Genomic DNA, 20,564 nt, shown 5'->3' on the forward strand with positions numbered 1-20,564 from the left:
TATTATAAATTTTAACTTTAATAATCGTTCTAAACAATATATAATTAATATAAAAATAATCTCATATTGATATAGGTATTTTTTGGGGGTTTTTTAAATGGAAATGAGGCAGATTTTATACTTTATTGAGGTCGCAAAAACCGAGCATGTGACAAAGGCTTCTACCCATTTGCACGTGGCCCAGTCTGCTGTCAGTCGACAAATTGGACTTTTAGAAGCCGAATTGGGGGTTTCTTTATTTATTCGCGAAGGACGTAACGTCAAGCTTACAAGCATTGGGAGATTATTTTTACAACATGCTGAGAAAGCCATTTCAGAGCTCAATCAAGCAAAAGAGAAAATAACAGAACACCTCAATCCAGAACAAGGAGTGATTCGATTAGGCTTTGCTGCCAGTTTATCTGTCCAAACCTTATCGCTCGTCCTTGCTCAATTTCGGGAGGCCCATCCTAATATTCGATTTCAATTGCACCAGGGCTCTCTTGACTATTTAATTGAATTAATCGAAAAAGGGTCTTCAGATATTGCTTTTACTGCCCCCGTTCCAAGAGAACACCCTAATATTAAAGGCGATATTTTCTATCGTGAGCACATAATGGCCGTTTTACCCATTCAGCATCCTTTAGCTACTCAAACTATGTTGAGGTTAAGTCAATTGCGCGATGAGAAATTTGTAACCTTCCGTCCTGGATTGCCCTTATATGATATTGTCCAGGAGGCCTGCCAACAAGCCGGTATACAACCCGCATTTGCCTTTGAAGGTGAGGATATCGATACTATCAAGTCTCTCGTCATTGCTGGCTTTGGTGTGGCTTTGCTGCCTGAACAAGCCTTAACGGATCTGCCTCCTGAGTTAGTGAAAATGAAAATTTCAGAACCAGAAGTATTCCGAACCGTAGGAGTGATCACCCCTCGCCACCGTGTACTTGCCCCTTCGGAAATGCTTCTCCATGAATTTCTCCGCGACTTCTATAACCGCCTCTCCCGATTTGGTCAATAGCTTTATTCGAAAAAAGGAATCCGATGTTCACACACCGAATTCCTTCCTATATAATAACGTTCCTGCTCTTCTTATTTATTTCCAAACATTGCGGTGCTGTGCATCGGTTGAGTACGCGCTTTAGGATCCATGTAGGATTTAGCATTATTAACAGCTGTTGGTCCTTCACCAAAACCTGTGGCAATTAAATTGACTTTCCCAGGATAAGTCGTGACATCTCCAGCTGCATAGACACCCTCAATAGCAGTCTCCATTTTTGTATTTACAACAATAGAGTTCTTTTCAATGTCTAAACCCCATTCCTTGATAGGACCAAGAGCAGAGATAAATCCATGATTGACGATCACATCATCAACCTCAACAATGACTTTCTCTTCTCCTCGCGGTTGTTGGAGGACCACCGCCTTTATGCCGTCATCATCACCGATAAAATCACTTACAATATAGGGGGTCTTAATATCGACACTGGAATTTTCAAGTTGCTCAACGCTCCGTTCATGGGCACGAAACTTATCACGACGATGAACAAGTGTGACCTTTTCCGCAATCGGCTCTAGCATATTCGACCAATCGACAGCCGAATCTCCACCACCTGAAATCAAAACCTTCCGACCCGCAAATTGCTTAAGGTCTGTAACAAAATAGTGCAGATTCTTTTCTTCATAATAATCCGCTTTATCAATTTCCACTCTTCGTGGTTGAAAAGCACCAACACCCGCTGTAATAATCACAGTTTTTGTATAATGTGATTCTCCGTTATCAGATGTTAAAGTAATGATCCCCTCTTCATCTCGTTCAAGAGAATGAACCGACTGGCCGAGAACAATCGTTGGAGAAAAGCGACGGGTTTGCTCTACAAGTTGATTCACCAAATCCTGTGCTTTTATTTCTGGAAAACCGGCTACATCATAAATGATTTTTTCAGGATATAGTGCGGCTAACTGGCCACCTAATTGCGGCATACTCTCAATAATTTTGGTTTTCATTTGTCGTAAGCCACTATAAAAGGCAGTGAACAATCCTGTGGGTCCACCACCAATAATTGTCACATCGAAGATCTCTCTCTCTTGAGACATAAGGACACCCCTTTATCAACTTAACCCTGAGTCCGATCCATTAATTCTTTCTCAAGGAAAATATCATTATTATAATCAAATTCTATTATAACAGGTGTGGAGCAAGAAAAAAGTATTTTAATGAGAAAAGTTCTCATTCGGACAAATTTAATACAATCAAATAAGAGGACAAACAAAATAATGAATACAAACGAACAATGCACGTTCGAAGATTGAGAGGAAACGGAGAGTGTCGTCAAAATGTGGAGACTCCAGCGGGAAAAACACGCGTCCGAAGAGCTACTTTGGAGTAATAAAAGACCTACGCCACAGTGAGCTGAGACCTTGATCATGGAAGCAAAGTGCTTTGACGACGCCATTCACATCAAGCGCAGAATAAAGAAAATCCGTCCATTCAAATAGAATGTTCAGATTTTCCTATTTATGGAACATTTCTGTTCAACCCCCGCGGCATCTCTTTAAATATACAAAATGTCGCAGTTTAATGGATTAAGCATCAATCGTCACCATCCATAAAGTTCCATAAGCCTCCCAGTACACTTCCTTCGCCACGACTTCTTCCACCAGGAATTTGTGGTGCAGCACTAAAGACACGGCTAGCCAATCGACTAAAGGGCAACGATTGTACCCATACATCACCTGGGCCCTCAAGCGTCGCAAAAAATAAGCCTTCACCACCAAAAAGCGCTGTTTTAACACCTCGGACCATCTCTATATTATAAGAGACACCTCGTGTCATGCCAACTAAGCAACCTGTATCTACTCTTAAACGTTCTCCAGGACTTAAGGTCAAGTGTTTCATGGTCCCACCAGCATGAATAAAAGCCAATCCATCTCCCTCTAGTTTCTCCATAATAAAACCTTCGCCACCGAAGAAGCCGGTCCCCAGTTTTCTTTGAAACTCTATGCCGACAGATACCCCTTTAGCAGCACAAAGGAAGGCATCTTTTTGACAAATAATCTCGCCCTCTAAACGACTTAAATCCATTGGAATGATTTTTCCCGGATAAGGTGCCGCAAAAGAAACATGCTTCTTCCCTACGCCAGTGTTTGTAAAGGCCGTCATAAACAAGCTTTCCCCTGTAAGTAGACGCTTCCCGGCACCAAAAAGCTTACCCATTAAGCCCTTTTGTCCACTGCCATCACCAAAAATGGTTTCCATGCCAATGCCATCTTCCATCATCATTAAACTCCCAGCTTCAGCAATGGTCGTTTCACCTGGATCCAATTCTATTTCAACAAACTGCATATCATCGCCATAAATCTCATAATCAATTTCATGGTTATTCATTACCATCCCTCATCTCTGAAAATTTTTATAGCCGAGAAAAAAGCTTTTCCTATGTATCTTATTTTAAGGCACAATACCACATGGTTCATTTGCCTTTTTATAATTTAAAAATATACCTTTTTGTTTTGACAAATCAAGTTCTATATTACATACAATAAAAGATTGGGACATACATTAGTTATAAATCCAACCTTTAAAATGGATACAACGTTAACTCGGCGAAATACTTTGTGCGGGTCGATAAACGCATGACTTGAAGCATAAGGGCACGGGCGTCAATAACAACCAGGGTCACCTCTCGAAAAAACGTTCATCAGTATGACACCACCGAAGCTCATCGTCAGCCCAAAGTAAAACGTACTTTTCAAGGACCCTAGTTATGCGGCAACGCTGCTCCTCACCATATCAATGAATCGAAAAGGTACGGCGTTTCTGCTTGAATTATTCTTGAAGAAGCCCCCTTCATTCTGGGGATGCGAAAAGCAAACGTTGTGGAGCGAAGATCAACACCCTCTGGTTGACCTGAACTGAAGTTTATCCTTTTCTTATCATGAACGAAGCCTCTCTATACGAAAATATCAAAAAAACGGTTCGCTTTTTAAAAGAAAAAATGAAAGGAGGATTGAACATGAAAAAAATTTTTTTGATACTCATTGGTAGTCTCCTTTTGGCGATCGGCATTGACGCCTTCATCATCCCTTATCATTTATTGGACGGTGGTATGATTGGTATTGGACTCATTGTACAATATCTTTGGGGATTTAAAACCGGTCTAACCATTATTATTCTCAGCTTGCCAATATATATTTTCGCCTTTTTTTACTTTCGGGCAATCTTTTATAATAGCCTTCATGGCCTTCTCACTTCATCTCTTTTTATTGATATCCTTGCCCCCTTAAATCACTCTATCCACCTACCGATCATATTAAGTGCCCCTATCGGAGGACTATTTATTGGAATGGGCATTGGCATTTTGCTTAAATTAAATGTTAGTACAGGGGGGATAGATTTACTTGCCCAATTCATCGCCCAAAAACTCCCCATCAATGTCGGACTCATCATTTTAACACTGGACTCTTTCATTTTATTTATCGGACACAGGATTTTAGGTATCAATGTATTATTTTCAGCCATTACAGTTGCTTGTGTCGGACTCATCACTACCATCATCAACCTTCAATATAAAGCCACCCGACCACCCGTTTAGTCCAGCGTCTGAATGTATAGTAATAAAACTTATGGGGGGATATGAGTCTTTGCCTGCAATTATACTTCACCCCATAGACCACTACGGTTTCCTAACCTCTAAAAGTACTGATCGTCCTCCTCATTGAATAATGAGTAAGACATGTGGTACAACCTTCCTCAACTTCTTTTTTTATTCAAATTTAACATCCTTCTGCCTTTCTCTAGGGACAGAATTGTGGCCTTAGCCATACGTTATTAATGGAGAGGGGTGCGTTGGTCATATTCCAATAAATCATCAAGATAAAACTCTGACATTTTAACGCATTACTGTAAAAAGGAGTGGAATGATTGAAAATCACGGATGACGGACTGAGAATCGAGTGTGATACCTTAGCCGTTAATAGTTTAGAAGCGAACTCAGGTATTTTTATCGGGAATAATCATTCATTTTATTGGAGTTCCCACAATAAGGTGAATAATGGGTTAGGAACCATCAACTCCTGTGACATTTCTAAAGTGCTAAATATCGTTTATGATAATGACTTTATCGATACCTTCATTAATGATCATGAGAATGAAACAGAGCCGACCTATTATACGGAAAAAACCCCTGAAGGGAATAATGAGTTTTCAGTAAATACCATTAATGTGAATGCTATTAATAATAACTCAACCCTTTCTATGGGTGAAAACAAACAAAATAGTTGGCGTTCTCATCATAAGTCTAACTTTGGCATTGGACACTTAATGGGTGTTAACAACGTATCTGACACTCTTAACAATATAGAAGATAATGATTTTCTAGATACCCAAATTAAACCATGAAATAGCGTATCCAAAATGTTGTCTCTAGTCTGCTCTATCAAAAAGGCGTTCTCCACCACCATTGGTTCTATAAGAAAACCTCGACTTACATCAAGTCCTTGCCATTAAGACAAGTTTTCCTACCAATCTCTTTGTTGCTTCAATGTCTATCCTTTCTATAAAAAAAGACAGAAAACACACTGGGTGTTATCTGTCTTGGATTTTTTCTTATAAGGTGTTCAACAAGATCTTATCTTCTGAGCAATCAATCTTTACTTTGTGCACAGCCTCTTTTTCGAGCATAAGATCAGCAATCGCATCCTCTATTTGTTCTTCAATAACTCGTCGCAATGGTCTAGCGCCAAATGTAGGATCATACCCTAGTTCAGCAAGTTTAACCTTCGCTTCATGTGTCACTTCAATATCAATATTTTGAGCTTGTGCTGCTTCTTTTACTTCTTCAAGCATTAAGTCAACAATCTTAACAAGATGTTCTTTCGTTAATGCATTAAAGGCGACAATCGCATCAAAACGATTGAGGAACTCTGGACGGAAATAATCGCTGAGTCCCTGAACAACACTAGGTTGTTCTGACGCTTTCTCATCTGCACCAAATCCAACCGTAATCTTTTTCACTGTTGAACCCGCATTGGACGTCATTATAATCACAGTATCTTTGAAACTAACTGTTCGTCCTTGACTGTCAGTGAGACGACCATCCTCAAGAATTTGCAAGAACATATGTTGGACATCGGGATGCGCCTTTTCAATTTCATCAAGTAAGATAATGCTGTAAGGTTTACGACGGACACGTTCCGTTAATTGACCAGCTTCTTCATGACCAACGTAACCAGGGGGTGAACCGATAAGTTTAGATACAGAGTGTTTCTCCATGTATTCACTCATATCCAGTCTGATCATCGCTTCACGATTTCCAAACATTTCCTCAGCTAATGTTTTTGAAAGCTCTGTTTTCCCTACACCCGTTGGCCCAACAAATAAAAATGAACCAATGGGACGATTTTTCCTTCTAAACCCCGCACGATTACGACGTATAGCTTTTGCGACTTTTTCCACAGCCTCCTGCTGACCAATAACTTTTTCGTTTAACCGTTCAGGGAGATTTTTCATTTTTTCTTGTTCATCTTGTTGGAGTTTGCGAACAGGAATCCCGGTCTTGGCTTCAACAAGGGCTTCAATAGTGTCAATATCAACAACGGCCTGATTGTTTTCACTTGTTTCCAGCTCTTTTAATTCTTCCTCTAAAAGCAGTTCTTCTTGACGTAATTTGGCTGCACGTTCATAATCTTCACGTTCGGATGCTTGTTCCTTCTCCGACACGATTTGTTCAAGGCGTGCTCGGATGTCTTCACCATTCGTTTGAGAATGGAGTAAGTTAATCTTTGAGCCAGCTTCATCCATCAAGTCAATGGCTTTATCAGGCAAGAAGCGATCCTGAATATAACGATTGGAAAGTGTTACACAGGCCTCTAAAGCTTCATCAGTATAACGGACGCGATGATATTTTTCATAGTTTGTCCGCAAGCCTTTTAATATAGCCACGGCCTCATTTAATGATGGTTCATTCACAGTAATCGGTTGGAAACGACGCTCTAAAGCCGCATCTTTTTCAATCTTACGGTATTCATTCAGCGTAGTCGCTCCAATAATTTGAATCTCACCTCGGGCCAGCGCAGGTTTTAGGATATTCCCAGCATCGGCTGATCCTTCAGCACTACCTGCTCCAACGATTTGATGAACTTCATCAATAAAGACAATCACATTTTGTCTTTCTTGCATTTCCGTCACGAGGCGCTTCATACGCTCTTCAAATTGACCACGTATGCCAGTGCCTGCCACAAGTGAGGATACGTCTAATAAATAGATTTCTTTATTTTTTAATTTATGCGGAACCTGTCCTTCAATAATTTTAAGCGCAAGGCCTTCGGCAATGGCTGTTTTACCGACACCAGGTTCACCAATAAGGACTGGGTTATTTTTATTACGGCGATTCAAGGTTTCGATGACTCTTTCAACCTCTTTATCCCTACCAATAACAGGATCAATTAAGCCTGCTCTTGCGGATGCTGTGATATTTTTCCCTAGTTCGTCTAGCAAGCCGCCACGTCCACCCTGGCCTGTCTGAGTTTTAACTTTGGCCCCTCCATTTTGACTTGCCATTCCCATAGAAGGTTGCATAAAACCTTTGAAAAAGTCCTCCATAGAAAATTGGCTCGTAGGCTGAGTTTGTTTTGTTTGATTCATTAATTCCTTATAACAACTTTCACACAAATGAAGATGTTTTTGATAACCATTAACTTGTATATTCCATTCAACACTTACAGGGTTTTGTTTACAATGATCACAACGCATACTCTAATTCCTCCTTTAATATCAAAAAATCATAGACCATGCGACGTCAAAAATGATCGCTTTCGTCAAGGGTAATTTGACTTTGACTATCTTTGACCTTTGTGAGATAAATAATACCCTATCCACTTTCTCGCATCAATAAATATGCTTGGATGGGTTTGGTTTAAGTAAGGAGCACATCCTTTACACTCTCTATTATAGTTTGACCTTCTTTGACTTTCAAGGGGTTTACCTAAAAAATTTATAAATTTTTCTCTTGTTCATGAATCGACACCTTCTTCTATTTCCCGGGAAACTTCCTCGCCATGCCCTGACAAAAAACCTACTCTACCAAATACCAATTGCGTTTATTCCTTTATATTTCCCCTTTGAAACGCTCTAATAGAAAGCGTGAGTTCTCACACTCTCTATTAGAATAAAATCTTGAGAATAGGGTACTCCTCTTTTAGATGGAAGTCATTCTCGACGGATTGGAGAGAGCATATAAGTCCCTCTATCCGTCTTGATAAAAATTTCCTCAGAAGAGCATTGTACTTCACTTAAATGGTCAACAGGAATATCGAATTGAGCATAAGGGAGAGGTGAATCCGTTTCTCCTAAAGTTTGCCCCGGTCCTGCTAACTGTAACGCAGCTTGGGGAAGATAATCATCGAAAGCATTGTCATAATTCTCAAAATCCAAGCGATGTAAGTCTATAACTGTTTGATCAATATCTCCCTCTTCTTCCTTCGTAATAAGAATCTGACTACCTTCCCATGCCTTAAGATATGACAAAATGACCTGTAGCTGATCCTGATGCTCTACCATAAATCATTCACCTTCCTCATATTGAATCCAATTTATTACAATTCTTATTCAAAGAATAAAATAATGATTGAAAGTAAGGCTAACACAATACAAAGACTTACAATGGTAATGGTTGAATAAAAGCCAGTTTTACCCTTGACTGCCACAAACATGCCCTCCTTTAATACACGTCCAAATGAGTAATTAAAAACCACACCTAAAAATAGATGTGGTTAGTTTAACCTAATGCAAAAAAACATATTTACTTTTTGTCAGTATTATAATTTTTTGGCACCTTATTACTTACAGATTCCGTATCAATCGGAATATCGGCCTGAACCCATGTCGGCTCAGTAATAAAAGGAAGGACAATTTCAACTTCAACTTTGACGTGAACAACAAGCTGAAAAGTAGTTGAATTAATTCCTGTCTCCGCAATTCTTCTTTCCAGAGTCGTTTGAACATGACTCAAAAAGTCAAAATGCACCGGAATAGTTGAACCTAAATTTTTTAAAATTTCGATTCCAGTGACACTCCCCATTGGGATCTCCGTTGAAATGCCCTTAGGTTTATCATTAATATTAATTATGGAATCCTCGTCATGACTGATTGAGATTCTACCGTCTTCGACTCTTCGCAAGAAATCCTGAACCCTACTCGTGCGTTCAACCATAAACTGTTGAATCGCTAATCCATCAAAGGTTAAACTTTGGACTTCACCGTCATCATCATAAGTTCTTTTAATAAATTGCGAATGATTTTTGAGGATATTTTCTTTTTTAAAATCAACATCATGGCGCATTTGTTCAAGGGTCACATCACTAAGACCATAATTGATAGCGTATATAGCCGCTTGTTCTGCCTCTGTTTGAGCGAGCTCCATCAGAGGCGGTTTTACTACATAACTAATAAGGATAATGCCTATTAAAGTTATCAACAGGAAGACGATAATCGACAGCACGAAAATATTTAAATTGCTTAATGGCGGAAATCCCTTTCTTTGTTTTTTTAATTTCATCCTTCTTGGTCGCCAATATAGTTTCACGATGATCCCCCTCTGATAGCATGTATATGCTTAAACATAAGAGATTCATCCATGAGACTTAAGGCTAAGATAAAAACCGCATAAAAAACTCCCTAAATCGATTAAGACTAGGGAGTTTTACCTTTATTCTTCTGAAGTCTCTTTTTCATTAAGCAAGGCTTCATGATCTGGTTTTTTAAGCTTCTTAATACTAACATAAATGCCCAAAACTAGACCAATCAACATAAAGCAGAGGGATGTCCATTGCCCTCCGGTTAAATTTAAGGCAAAGCGATCAGAATCTCCGCGGAAAAATTCAACTGAAAAGCGTACGACACCATATAAAAAGAGATAGATGAAAAAGAGCAGACCTTTAGGGAGTTTTTTACCGAATAAATACATAAGTATAGCAAAGACAACAAAATCCGCTTGTATTTCCCACGAAATTGCCGGCCAAAGTGGCTCGTCGCCATATGTATCATGAGCAATCGTTCCCTCAGGATAAATGATGCCATAGCCTGATCCTGTGGGTTTACCAAAGGCATCACCAGCAAAGAAGCAAGCGATGCGACCAATCCCCATGCCAAGCATCATTGGCGGTGCTAAATAATCTGCGATATCTAAGAAATCGAGGCGGTGTTTTAGGGAATAAATAATAAGAGCAACAGCGCCACCAACAATGGCTCCTAAAATTGAGATACCGCCTTGCCATATCGCAATAATTTCCCCCAAGTGGTGCATATAATAAGGCCATTGAAAAACAAAAACATGCCAAAGTCTTGCACCAATAATTGCTCCAATCAGAGCCCAATAGATGAAATTATAAAGATGCTCGTGATAGATGGTCTTCTTTGTCAACGTTAACGCAACACCAAGGCCCAAAAGAATAGCCACAACTGATATTACCGCATGAGTTTGAACAGTATAGCCAAAGATCGTAAATAGGTCTTTGTACATCTAACGCCACTCCATACTATAGAATTTTTTACTACATGACAAATTAAAATGAGATAAGGCTTCTTATTTGATCGTATTTTTGGAAATAGGAAACACTATATTCCCTAGACCTTTTTGAACAAACTCACCTCTCGTCCATTTTAACATATTTTCAAATAACACAAGGAGAACTTTCTCCGAAATCCTGAAGCATCCAATAATTGTTTATTTTGATGCTCTCCATAACTTCTATGGCGTGGTATAATTTAAAAGGGTCATCGCCTCCTAAGGCGTAAGACCACGAAGGTCTTTCTGCTAAATTGACGTTAACAGGCCCATATAAAAATCCATTCGGATTTAATGATCGAAACATACATAAAGCTGTATGATTGAAAGGAGCACCACGTTTACTATGCACAAAATTCGTTCTTATTTCCTCTCTTTATGGAATCTTATTGATCCTTTATATTATGTCTTTACACGACTTTCATATATTGATCAGCACAATCGAAAAAATCAAATTTTTCGTGTCCGTCTCACTCGCTATAAGGGGAGAAGCGTAATCCTTAGCGATGGGACTTCTATTCATAAAAATGATTTTTTACTTAAAATTCATTTGCATAATGTCAAAATTCTAAAGGACTTATATCAACTTGACAATGATTTTAGAAAAGGTCTTTATCTCTATAATAGTATAAAAAATTCCTTGCCAGGATTAGCCCGTTTTATTCACAACCATAAAGATGAAAAGCGGATTAAGGCCATCATTGGAGTAACGATGCTCCACCAAGGAAGTGAGCGTTTAGGCTTTGAAATTCATTCTATTCAAAATAAAGCTTATCTGCGATTTAAACAGATCGCCCAATTTCCTATTTATTTTTTATCAACGGTCAATCAACATCGTAAAAACAAGCCCATACCAAAGTATTTATTTATGCCAAAACAAGACCTTATCGAGAAATATTATCCGATGCCATTCCCTGAAACCGACCATTTTAAAAGGAGCGAGGCCCCGCCTATGCGGTGAAGCCTCACTCCTTTTTTAATAAAAATGGTCATAATTAACTTAGAAAATTTTCTTCCATGATGTGAACTTTGCAACTTATTGGCTCAGGTTCTCATCATTCGATGCATTTGATATAGATTGCGACGTAACTACAAGAAGATTAATGACGTGTTAATAGTGTGGATTTCCGCTCCAGGTCGCTCGCTTTCCTCATGCCCACAGGACTAAGGAAAGCGTAGTGTATTTCCGTAGCGGTGCCTAAGTGTGGTGAGTTACATCGCCATTTCCTTCAACTTTTAAGGAAATCAACCTTCTTCCTTATCACGCCCGCTCCTTTTACTTTGTTAAAATTTTGTCTATCAATCCATACTCCTTAGCTTCAGCTGCCGTCATAAAGAAGTCCCTATCGACGTCATGTTCAATCTTTTCACGCGGCTGATTCGAACTTGCAGCTAAAATGTTATTGATCTGCTTTTTCACTTTGATGATTCGCTTAGCACTGATTTCTAAATCACTGGCTTGCCCCTTAGCCCCTCCAAGCGGCTGGTGAATCATGACCTCACTATTAGGAAGGGCCACTCTTTTTCCTTTAGTGCCTGCAGCTAATAAAACAGCGGCAAACGAAGCGGCCATGCCCATACAAATAGTTTGGATATCTGGCTTAATAAAGGCCATGGTATCATAGATTGCAAAACCTGCTGATGTCGAACCCCCTGGACTATTAATATAAAGAGAAATATCCTTTTCACCATCTTCTGCCGCTAAAAACAAAAGTTGTGCCACAATACTATTAGCGACTTCATCATTAATTTCTGAACCTAAAATCACCACGCGATCTTTCAATAGTCTGGAATAGATATCATAGGAGCGTTCGCCCCGATTACTTTGCTCAATCACATAAGGAATGACACTGGCCATCCTTAACCCCTCCTTTATTAAGCTACTAATACAGGTGAATTACTCTCACCAAGGAGCGTCATCCACTCCCCACGGTTAAAAGGAACCATCCAAAATTGTCCGTCTAGGCTAACCCATGATAGGACCATTAGGTGATTGATTTGTATATGAAAAATGTCCCGATGGGTGCGCCTATTTCCAATCTTCATTAAAGAAAACATACTCATTTGCGGTTCTATCTCTTGCTTATACAGGGTGACAATCGTCTCGGGTTGCCCATTAATAATCGCTTGTGTGTAGGGCAACACTTCCTCTCCTTCTTCTTCCTCTGAAAAAGAGGTTTGATGTCGATGCAACGTTTTTCGCGCCCGATGTAAAGCGGCCTTAATCGCCCCTTCAGAAGAATGTAACATCTCAGCCACTGTTTTAGAATCAAAACCAAAGCCCTCAACTAAAAGAAAGACTGTACGTTGCTTGGCTGTTAATACTCTTAAAACTCTTGTCAGCCCCTGTGAAAGTAAAGCATCGTCCCTAAAAGACTCTGACTGTTCCTTTTCAAGGGCCTCCGGATTACCCGAAACCTCTATCCGACATTTCCGATAGTGATCAATCCATGTATTCGAAGCCACGCGAAACAAGAAAGCCTTATTCATTTCTTTAGGGGTAAGATTCCAGCTTCGATAGGCCTTGATTAAGGTTTCTTGTAGTAGATCCTCTCCATCCCACTCTGACCCCGTTAACGCTGTACAGTAATGTCGCAAAGGAGTCATATCACCCTTTATCATTTCGATAAAGTCTTTTTGGTCAGTCTTAATCTGTGGTAGCGACATTCTTCATCTCCCTCTTTTTTGTGCCTTCACTTATATAAACGAATTTTTCCTGGCTAAAGATACGGCCACCAAAATTTTTTCTGATATTCACCTTATCCATGAATTTCATAAATCAAGTATAACCCCTTGTTTGATGAGGTAAAAATAATAGAGATAAACCTAGAAGAGGAGCCTGCAATATGACGAGAAATAAAGTGATTTTTTATATGGGGCTCATCTTCATCGTTCTCTATTTATCTCCTTATTATATTCTAGGTGAAGACAGTCGCGTACGGATACATGATAACCTTGATTCTAATATTGTGTGGAACAAATTAATGGCTGAAAGTCATACGTTATTTGGTGGCCCTCATAGTTCTGTTCCTAACATTATGAATGGTCTCCCGAGAAATTCATTAGGATCTGAATTTGATTTCTTTGTCTTCATGTTTTCCTTTCTTTCACCTTTTGCCGCCTATGTTCTTAATCAGACAATATTACGCTTTGTCGCTTTTTTTGGAATGTATGTGTTGCTAAAAAGGCATGTGCTTTTTAACAAAGAAAATTATGGCCTTATTGTTGGCGTTGCTGTGACTTATGCTTTACTTCCTTATTGGCCATCAATGGGACTGTCAATTGCTGGATTGCCTTTAGCTTTATATTGTTTTATGAATATTAAGCAATATAAAGCCTCAAAATGGGATTGGATCATACTTGCCCTACTCCCCTTTTACTCTAGCTTTGTTCTCAGCTTTTCCTTTTTTATTGGCTGCCTTGGCATATGGTGGCTCATTGATGCGCTTCAACATAAAAAATTAAATTGGGGATGGCTGATCGCCCTTGGTATGATGACTTTTCTTTTTCTTGCTGTTAATTACAGGATCATTGATGAGATGTTCATCCAAACCGGCTTTACATCTCACCGTGCAGCATTTAGTCGTGGTCATCTTCCTGATGAGGAACTCTTTAGAAGAGCGCTTCATTACTTTACTAAAGGGCAAACACACGTGGATCGGCAGACCGCCTTTATCGTGCTTCCAGTGATTTTATTTGCACTTGGTGCTTCTCTTTTTAAAAGGAAATTGCTCCCTACTCTTTGGCTTATTCTGGGCTTGAACTTCCTTTTTTCTTATTGCATTGCTTATTACTATTCGGAGAAAGTCTGGCATCTCAGTGAGACGTTTAAATTAATCACGACCTTTAATTTTGGCCGCATCCATTTTCTAGAGCCCCTACTTTGGTATGTCGGTTTTGCCATCGCGCTCGCTTTTTTATGTCAGCATTTCAGAAAAGGGAAAGCTTATGCCTTCACCTTCTTATTTTTGCAGATTTTGTTACTCTTTTCATTTAACGAACAAAGCAAATACACCTATTATGAATACCCAACGTATCGGGAATTTTACTCTGCATCACTTTTTAATGAAATCAAGAGGTATATCGGCAGTGAGCCTTCAAGCTACCGTGTGGTTTCCATTGGGATGCATCCGAGTATCGCGCAATACAACGGCTTCTATACCCTTGATGGCTATGTTGTCAGCTACCCATTAAGTTACAAAAAGCAGTTCAGAAAGATTATAGCTCCAGAATTAGAGAAAAGCGGAAGTCTCAGACGCTATTATGACAATTGGGGGAGTCGCTGTTACCTTTTTGTTAGCGAGCTTGGAAAGCATTACTTATATACAAAAGACCATCATAAGGTCATTCACCATTTAGACATCAATGCTCAAGCGTTAAAGGCCTTAGGAGGTGACTACATCCTCTCAGCTGTTAAAATCGAAAACGCCTCAGCTAACGCATTAACCTTTGAGAAGTCGTTTGAAAATCAAAACTCACCTTGGAAGATTTTCCTATATAAAGTAAATGCTTAACATCAATTGTAAGAAAAAAGGACATGAAGAATGAAAACTGCGTTATAACTAAGGTATAATGATGGAAAGAGTGCGTGAGATCAACTATGATGAGACTAACCTATGTTGAATAGTCTCTAAAGAAACGGAGAGATACATATGAGACCTTTGCAAAAGGAAATCATGGAAGCCCTTAATGTCAAACCGAGCATTAATCCTAAAGAGGAAATTCGTAAACGTATTGACTTCTTAAAACAATATGTAACAAAGGCCCACGCGAAGGGCTTCGTATTGGGATTGAGCCTCGGACAAGATTCTACCCTTGCTGGGAAGTTGGCTCAGCTTGCCATTGATGAGCTTAATGAAGAAAAGGGTGGGGGCTACCGATTTATTGGTGTCCGTCTCCCTCATGGGGAACAAAAGGATCAAGAAGATGAATCATTAGTCCTTGACTTTATTCAGCCAAAGGAGCTATTCACCTTCAATATCGAGGCAACAACGACTGCCTTCCAAAACACTTTTAATGACAATTCGCTTGGTGTTACTTTAAGTGATTTTCATAAGGGAAATACCAAAGCACGCTTACGGATGGTTGCACAATACGCCCTCGCTGGTGAACTTAATCTGCTCGTTATTGGGACTGATCACGCCGCTGAAGCCATTACAGGTTTTTTCACAAAGTTTGGTGATGGTGCTGCTGACCTTCTGCCATTGACAGGCTTAAGTAAGCGGCAAGGCAAGGCCTTATTACAGGAGCTCAATTGTCCTCGCCGCCTTTATGAAAAAGCGCCTACTGCAGACCTGCTTGAGGACAAACCCTTACAAGCTGATGAAACAGAACTGGGACTTACCTACTCAGATATCGACGATTACTTGGAGGGAAAAGAAGTAAGCGACACCGTTGCTCAAAAGTTAGAACACCGTTATCTCACAACAAAACATAAGCGAGAACTTCCAGCCTCTATGTTTGATTCCTGGTGGGCATAAAAAGATAATAGTAAAAACAAACTTATTTTTGGCCAACAAAAAAACGAACAATCCTCCGAGATTGTTCGTTTTTTGTTCAATTGCCATAATTATACTCAAAGCTGCCAATTAAGAGAAATAATATATAAAAATATCCAGCTTTCAGAATGCGTCATTCGAGTTATGTCCTTGACCTGTTTTGACACGGACAACTCAGGTCTTTAAGATGAACTCCTCAGGCTCCACATTCTTGCTTTGCAAAGTTAGTAGTGCTGATGTTATAAAAAAGATTGCCATTATCCGAAACTTTTCATATACTTTATTCGTCCATATATATTAGAGGTCGTTTCTAGCCTTTTGCATTTTATCCCAAAAATAGGTGTTGGGACAAGCCGATCTGAGACTGACCTTTTTTAATCATGCCTTATTTATGTCGTTTTTTTTTGAATTCTTTACATTTTTACATAAGAACAACATTCTTACAAATTGACTACATCTCCTTAAAACGAATAACGACCAAGCACCAAAGACATAAAATAGCGAGAAGCACCAATTCCTTTTGTTACACATCAACACATTATAAGGAGGTCGCAAAAATAACTATGAAACTACCAAAACTTCGGGAGCATTTCAATATCAAAAATTTATCTTTTTTTCTCGTTGCTCTCTTTTTATTTTGGATTAAAACTTATATCGCCTATCGCATCGAATTTAACCTTGGTATTCAAAACCTTTACCAACATTTTCTTTTGTTTATTAATCCCATCAGTTCAGGAGCTATTTTTCTTGCGCTTTCCTTATTTTTAAAAGGAAGGGCTCAGCACATTGTAATGACGATCATAGCGTTTATTTTAACGCTCGTTTTATATGCGAATATTGTATTCTATCGTTTCTTTAATGATTTTATTACTCTACCTGTCTTATTTCAGACAAAAAATTTTGGTGATGTGAGTGGCAGTGCAGAAGCACTCATGAAGCCCTATGATTTTTTGTATTTTCTAGATATCCTTATTCTTATCGCTTTGATTGTGTTTAAGGTCATGAAACCCGCCGTTAAACTCCCTAAAAAATCCGTTGTTTATGTTCTTGGCGCCGGCGTTCTTGCGTTCTTCATTAATCTCGGACTAGCTGAAATTGACCGGCCACAATTACTTTCGCGAACCTTTGACCGCAACTATCTCGTCAAATATCTAGGGGCCTATAACTATACCCTTTATGATGCTGTTCAAAATATTCATTCCTCAGCGCAAAGGGCCATGGCCGATAGCGGTGACGTTAATGATGTTTTGAACTATACAAAAGCACATGATGCGAAACCGAATGATAAGTATTTTGGTAAAGGAAAAGGCATGAATGTTATTTATGTCTCTTTGGAGTCCTTTCAGTCCTTTTTAATCGATCGAAAGGTTAACGGGCAAGAAGTCACACCTTTTTTAAATGCATTAACCCATGATAAAAATACCTTTTATTTTGATCACTTTTATCACCAAACAGGGCAAGGCAAGACTTCGGATGCAGAATTTCTTATGGAAAATTCACTCTTTCCATTGCCACAAGGCTCCGTCTTTTATTTAAAATCACAAAATACGTATCAGGCAACACCGGCTATTCTGAAATCAAAAGGCTATACATCCGCTGTCTTCCATGGTAATTATAAGAGTTTCTGGAACCGTGACGTCATGTACCAATCGCTCGGCATTGATAAATTTTTCGATGCGCGATATTACGATATGCAACCTGACCATGTTTTGAACTATGGTATGGAGGATAAACCCTATTTCAAAGAATCAATGCCTTTACTTGAAAATCTAAAACAGCCTTTCTATTCCAGGTTCATCTCACTTTCTAACCATTTTGATTTTGAGCTTGATGATGAGGATGTCACTTTTCCTCCTGGAGATTATGGTGATAGTGTCGTCAATCGCTATTTTCAAACTGCTCATTATACAGATGAGGCAATCGCACAATTTTTCAATGATTTAAAAACAAGCGGGTTATATGACAATTCCATTATCATCTTATATGGTGATCATTATGGTATTTCTGAAAATCATAACCGTGCCCTTTCAAAGGTTTTAGGGAAAGAAATTACACCTTATGAGAATACTAAATTACAACGGGTACCCCTCTTTATTCATGTGCCTAATGTTAAAAGTCCGGGTAAACCCCTTCATACCTACGGTGGAGAAATCGATGTCAGACCCACACTCCTTCACTTATTGGGTATTGATACTAAAAATTACATTCAATTCGGCAGCGACTTACTTTCAAAAGAGCACAGTAATATTGTGCCATTCCGAAATGGTGATTTTGTAACGCCGGATTATACCTATACTAAAGGTGTCTGCTATAGTAACAAATCTGAAGAAAAAGTAAGTGAAAAAAAATGTGAACCCTATGACAAAGTAACTAAAGAGAAGTTGAGTCTTTCGGATAAAGTCGTTTATGAAGATCTTCTGCGCTTCTACACACCAAAGGATTTTACACCTTTTGACAAAAATAAGATCGATTATAGACGAGAGGTTCAAGATGCGGATCTCCCAAAAAGCGTCTTACCCCATTACGATAATCATGACAGCGAGAGTTCTACCTCTAATCATTAATATTGAGAGGCCCCCTTGATGGGGGTTTTTTCTTGCCCCTTTTACATTTCAAAAAAATTCTACAAGATCAAGCATGTCAAAAGTGGGTCATCATTTAACACTAGGCATGTAAAAATCATAAAATAAGTGGCGTGATAATATTCGTAATCCGTATAAAAAACTAATCTTGACTTGTTAATGTTCGTCAAAAGTCTTGAATCGTCTCTTTAAAATCGCTACAATAGAAATTGTGTTTTTTAAAGAGGGTGTTCAAAAAGAAAGGGACCTATCATCATGAAAAAACAAAAGACTCTTGCCCGTTATTTTGAATTTAATAAATTCCAGACTTCATTTACAACTGAGACAATTGCGGGGGTAACGACTTTTTTATCCATGGCTTATATCCTTTTTGTTAATCCCAGCGTACTGGGTGATGCAGGAATGGACAAAAATGCAGTCTTTACGGCTACGGCACTTGTTTCTGCATTCGGAACGTTAATTATGGGACTTCTTGCGCGCTATCCGATCGGTGTTGCTCCTGGTATGGGAATTAATGCTTTCTTTACATATTCCGTCGTTATCGGTTCAGGTGTACCTTGGCAAACGGCACTCGCGGCTGTCATTCTAGCCGGTATTCTCTTTGTCCTACTCACACTTTTTAAAATTAGAAATGTGCTTTTGAATGCCATCCCACAGAATTTAAAAATGGCGACAGCAAGTGGCATTGGACTACTTATAACTTTTATTGGTTTAAAAAACGCTGGCATTGTGGTCAAAAACGAGGACACTTTTGTCGCCCTCGGCGATATAACCGCTCCACATACCCTTCTTGCAATTTTGGGTACGCTGATCACAATGGTCCTCCTTGTTCGTAATGTCCGGGGTGGCATTTTCATTGGTTTAGCTGCTACTGCGCTTATCGGCATATTGACAGGCTTGATTCCAACACCCGATCACGTTTTTTCATCAGCACCTAGCCTAGCACCAACGTTCGGTGTAGGTCTATCACATCTGTCAGATATTCACTCAGGTCATCTCATTATCGTCGTACTCACTTTTCTTATCGTTGGTTTTTTCGATACAGCCGGGACAATTATGGCTGTCAGTCATCAGGCAGGATTAATTCAAAACAATCAATTACCGCGATCCGGACGCGCCCTTTTCGCTTCATCCAGTTCCTTTATTGTTGGGGGGATATTAGGAACTTCTCCTGCTAATGCTTATGTTGAGTCTTCAGCTGGCGTCGCTGCCGGCGGGAGAACAGGCTTTTCTGCAGTCGTTACGGCTATTTTCTTCTTATTAGCAACCTTTTTGTCGCCCTTATTATCAGTAGTGACGAATGAAGTGACGGCACCGGCATTAATTGTTGTCGGCTCTTTAATGGCCTCTGCAATGGGGTCTATCGAATGGAAACGCTCAGAGATCGCCATCCCTGCCTTCATTACCATTATAGCGATGCCACTCACTTACAGCATCACGAACGGCATTGTCCTAGGCTTTATCACCTATCCCATCTTAATGACGGTTAAAGGTCGGTTTAAAGAACTTCATCCGATGATGATCATCTTATTTATTATCTTTATTTTTTTCATTCCTTTTCTATCCTCGTGAGGGTATTCTACAGTTGTTTAGAAAAGGATTCATAAGGGAAACGTTTGATTTTACCCGACTTCTTTTCATTTATTGATTCACAAAAAAGTGGAGAGCATAATAAAGCTCCCCACTTTTTTAGTGTCCTTTTCCTAAAAATTGATATAGATTGCGACGTAACGATAGGTGGACTTATTCTCCAGGTCGCTCGCACATAAGAGGTCACTGGCCAACAAAAAGAGAGTGCTCCGGCCACACACAGGAAAGTCATGGTGGCTTATCTCTGGACAAAACCTAACCTGTGTAAATAGATTAGGAAGATTAACAGAGTTTTTTCACTCGCCATTAAGTCTAACCCTTGCCGAATACTACTTGAACTTAACATCTCC

General features: G+C 39.3%; 16 protein-coding genes. 8 read left to right on the top strand and 8 right to left on the bottom strand.

The window, feature by feature from the left end; genetic code table 11:
• The first annotated feature begins 97 nt into the window (after positions 1-97).
• A complete protein-coding gene (gene gltC, locus IEV91_RS02280) occupies positions 98-1,000 on the top strand; it encodes a glutamate biosynthesis transcriptional regulator GltC (protein WP_188495657.1) in 903 nt (300 codons plus the stop codon).
• 71 nt (positions 1,001-1,071) lie between these two features.
• Here gltC and IEV91_RS02285 read toward each other — a convergent pair whose 3' ends face one another.
• Both IEV91_RS02285 and IEV91_RS02290 read right to left on the bottom strand, forming a co-directional pair.
• Positions 1,072-2,076, bottom strand: coding sequence for an NAD(P)/FAD-dependent oxidoreductase (locus IEV91_RS02285; protein ID WP_188495659.1), 1,005 nt, complete (start codon positions 2,074-2,076; stop codon positions 1,072-1,074).
• A 496-nt stretch (positions 2,077-2,572) separates the two neighbouring features.
• Positions 2,573-3,367: a TIGR00266 family protein gene (locus IEV91_RS02290; protein ID WP_188495661.1), complete on the bottom strand. Its 795-nt coding sequence runs from the start codon at positions 3,365-3,367 to the stop codon at positions 2,573-2,575.
• A gap of 628 nt (positions 3,368-3,995) precedes the next feature.
• On the opposite strand from IEV91_RS02290, the gene IEV91_RS02295 reads away from it, so the two are divergent.
• Together IEV91_RS02295 and IEV91_RS02300 are read left to right on the top strand one after the other, a co-directional pair.
• A complete protein-coding gene (locus IEV91_RS02295; protein ID WP_188495663.1) occupies positions 3,996-4,574 on the top strand; it encodes a YitT family protein in 579 nt (192 codons plus the stop codon).
• Between the two features lie 329 nt (positions 4,575-4,903).
• Positions 4,904-5,380 carry a hypothetical protein gene (locus IEV91_RS02300; protein WP_188495665.1) on the top strand — a complete coding sequence of 159 codons (477 nt, stop codon included), beginning with the start codon at positions 4,904-4,906 and terminating at the stop codon, positions 5,378-5,380.
• A 207-nt stretch (positions 5,381-5,587) separates the two neighbouring features.
• Here IEV91_RS02300 and IEV91_RS02305 read toward each other — a convergent pair whose 3' ends face one another.
• The 4 genes from IEV91_RS02305 to lgt form a co-directional block, all read right to left on the bottom strand.
• A complete protein-coding gene (locus IEV91_RS02305; protein WP_188495667.1) occupies positions 5,588-7,732 on the bottom strand; it encodes an ATP-dependent Clp protease ATP-binding subunit in 2,145 nt (714 codons plus the stop codon).
• A gap of 456 nt (positions 7,733-8,188) precedes the next feature.
• Positions 8,189-8,539 (bottom strand): protein YmzB, encoded by a 351-nt coding sequence (ymzB, locus tag IEV91_RS02310; protein WP_188495669.1) that lies wholly within the window; start codon positions 8,537-8,539, stop codon positions 8,189-8,191.
• A 241-nt stretch (positions 8,540-8,780) separates the two neighbouring features.
• Positions 8,781-9,563: a sporulation protein YunB gene (gene yunB / locus IEV91_RS02315; protein WP_188495671.1), complete on the bottom strand. Its 783-nt coding sequence runs from the start codon at positions 9,561-9,563 to the stop codon at positions 8,781-8,783.
• A gap of 123 nt (positions 9,564-9,686) precedes the next feature.
• Entirely contained in the window at positions 9,687-10,499 is an 813-nt protein-coding gene (lgt, locus tag IEV91_RS02320; protein ID WP_188495673.1) for a prolipoprotein diacylglyceryl transferase, read from the bottom strand.
• A 391-nt stretch (positions 10,500-10,890) separates the two neighbouring features.
• Here lgt and IEV91_RS02325 point away from each other — a divergent pair, with 391 nt between their 5' ends.
• The gene (locus tag IEV91_RS02325; protein WP_229745366.1) at positions 10,891-11,505 is read left to right on the top strand and encodes a YkoP family protein; all 615 of its coding nucleotides are present in this window, start codon (positions 10,891-10,893) and stop codon (positions 11,503-11,505) included.
• A 315-nt stretch (positions 11,506-11,820) separates the two neighbouring features.
• Here the strand turns inward: IEV91_RS02325 and clpP are convergent, their stop codons facing one another.
• Both clpP and IEV91_RS02335 read right to left on the bottom strand, forming a co-directional pair.
• Positions 11,821-12,402 (bottom strand): ATP-dependent Clp endopeptidase proteolytic subunit ClpP, encoded by a 582-nt coding sequence (gene clpP, locus IEV91_RS02330; RefSeq protein ID WP_188495675.1) that lies wholly within the window; start codon positions 12,400-12,402, stop codon positions 11,821-11,823.
• Positions 12,403-12,419: 17 nt separating this feature from the next.
• Positions 12,420-13,211 carry an RNA polymerase sigma factor gene (locus tag IEV91_RS02335; RefSeq protein ID WP_188495677.1) on the bottom strand — a complete coding sequence of 264 codons (792 nt, stop codon included), beginning with the start codon at positions 13,209-13,211 and terminating at the stop codon, positions 12,420-12,422.
• A 179-nt stretch (positions 13,212-13,390) separates the two neighbouring features.
• Here IEV91_RS02335 and IEV91_RS02340 point away from each other — a divergent pair, with 179 nt between their 5' ends.
• The 4 genes from IEV91_RS02340 to IEV91_RS02355 all read left to right on the top strand — a co-directional run bounded on the left by IEV91_RS02340 (position 13,391) and on the right by IEV91_RS02355 (position 20,196).
• On the top strand, positions 13,391-15,058 hold the full coding sequence (locus tag IEV91_RS02340) for a DUF6044 family protein (protein ID WP_188495679.1): 1,668 nt from the start codon (positions 13,391-13,393) through the stop codon (positions 15,056-15,058).
• Positions 15,059-15,196: 138 nt separating this feature from the next.
• Positions 15,197-16,024, top strand: coding sequence for an NAD(+) synthase (nadE, locus tag IEV91_RS02345; RefSeq protein WP_188495687.1), 828 nt, complete (start codon positions 15,197-15,199; stop codon positions 16,022-16,024).
• 581 nt (positions 16,025-16,605) lie between these two features.
• Complete coding sequence (gene ltaS / locus IEV91_RS02350) at positions 16,606-18,606, top strand: lipoteichoic acid synthase (RefSeq protein ID WP_188495689.1); 2,001 nt, start codon at positions 16,606-16,608, stop codon at positions 18,604-18,606.
• A gap of 273 nt (positions 18,607-18,879) precedes the next feature.
• Positions 18,880-20,196: an NCS2 family permease gene (locus IEV91_RS02355; RefSeq protein WP_188495691.1), complete on the top strand. Its 1,317-nt coding sequence runs from the start codon at positions 18,880-18,882 to the stop codon at positions 20,194-20,196.
• Positions 20,197-20,564: the final 368 nt, after the last annotated feature.

It is taken from the genome of Pullulanibacillus pueri, from assembly GCF_014639255.1.
Classification (GTDB): domain Bacteria; phylum Bacillota; class Bacilli; order Bacillales; family Sporolactobacillaceae; genus Pullulanibacillus; species Pullulanibacillus pueri.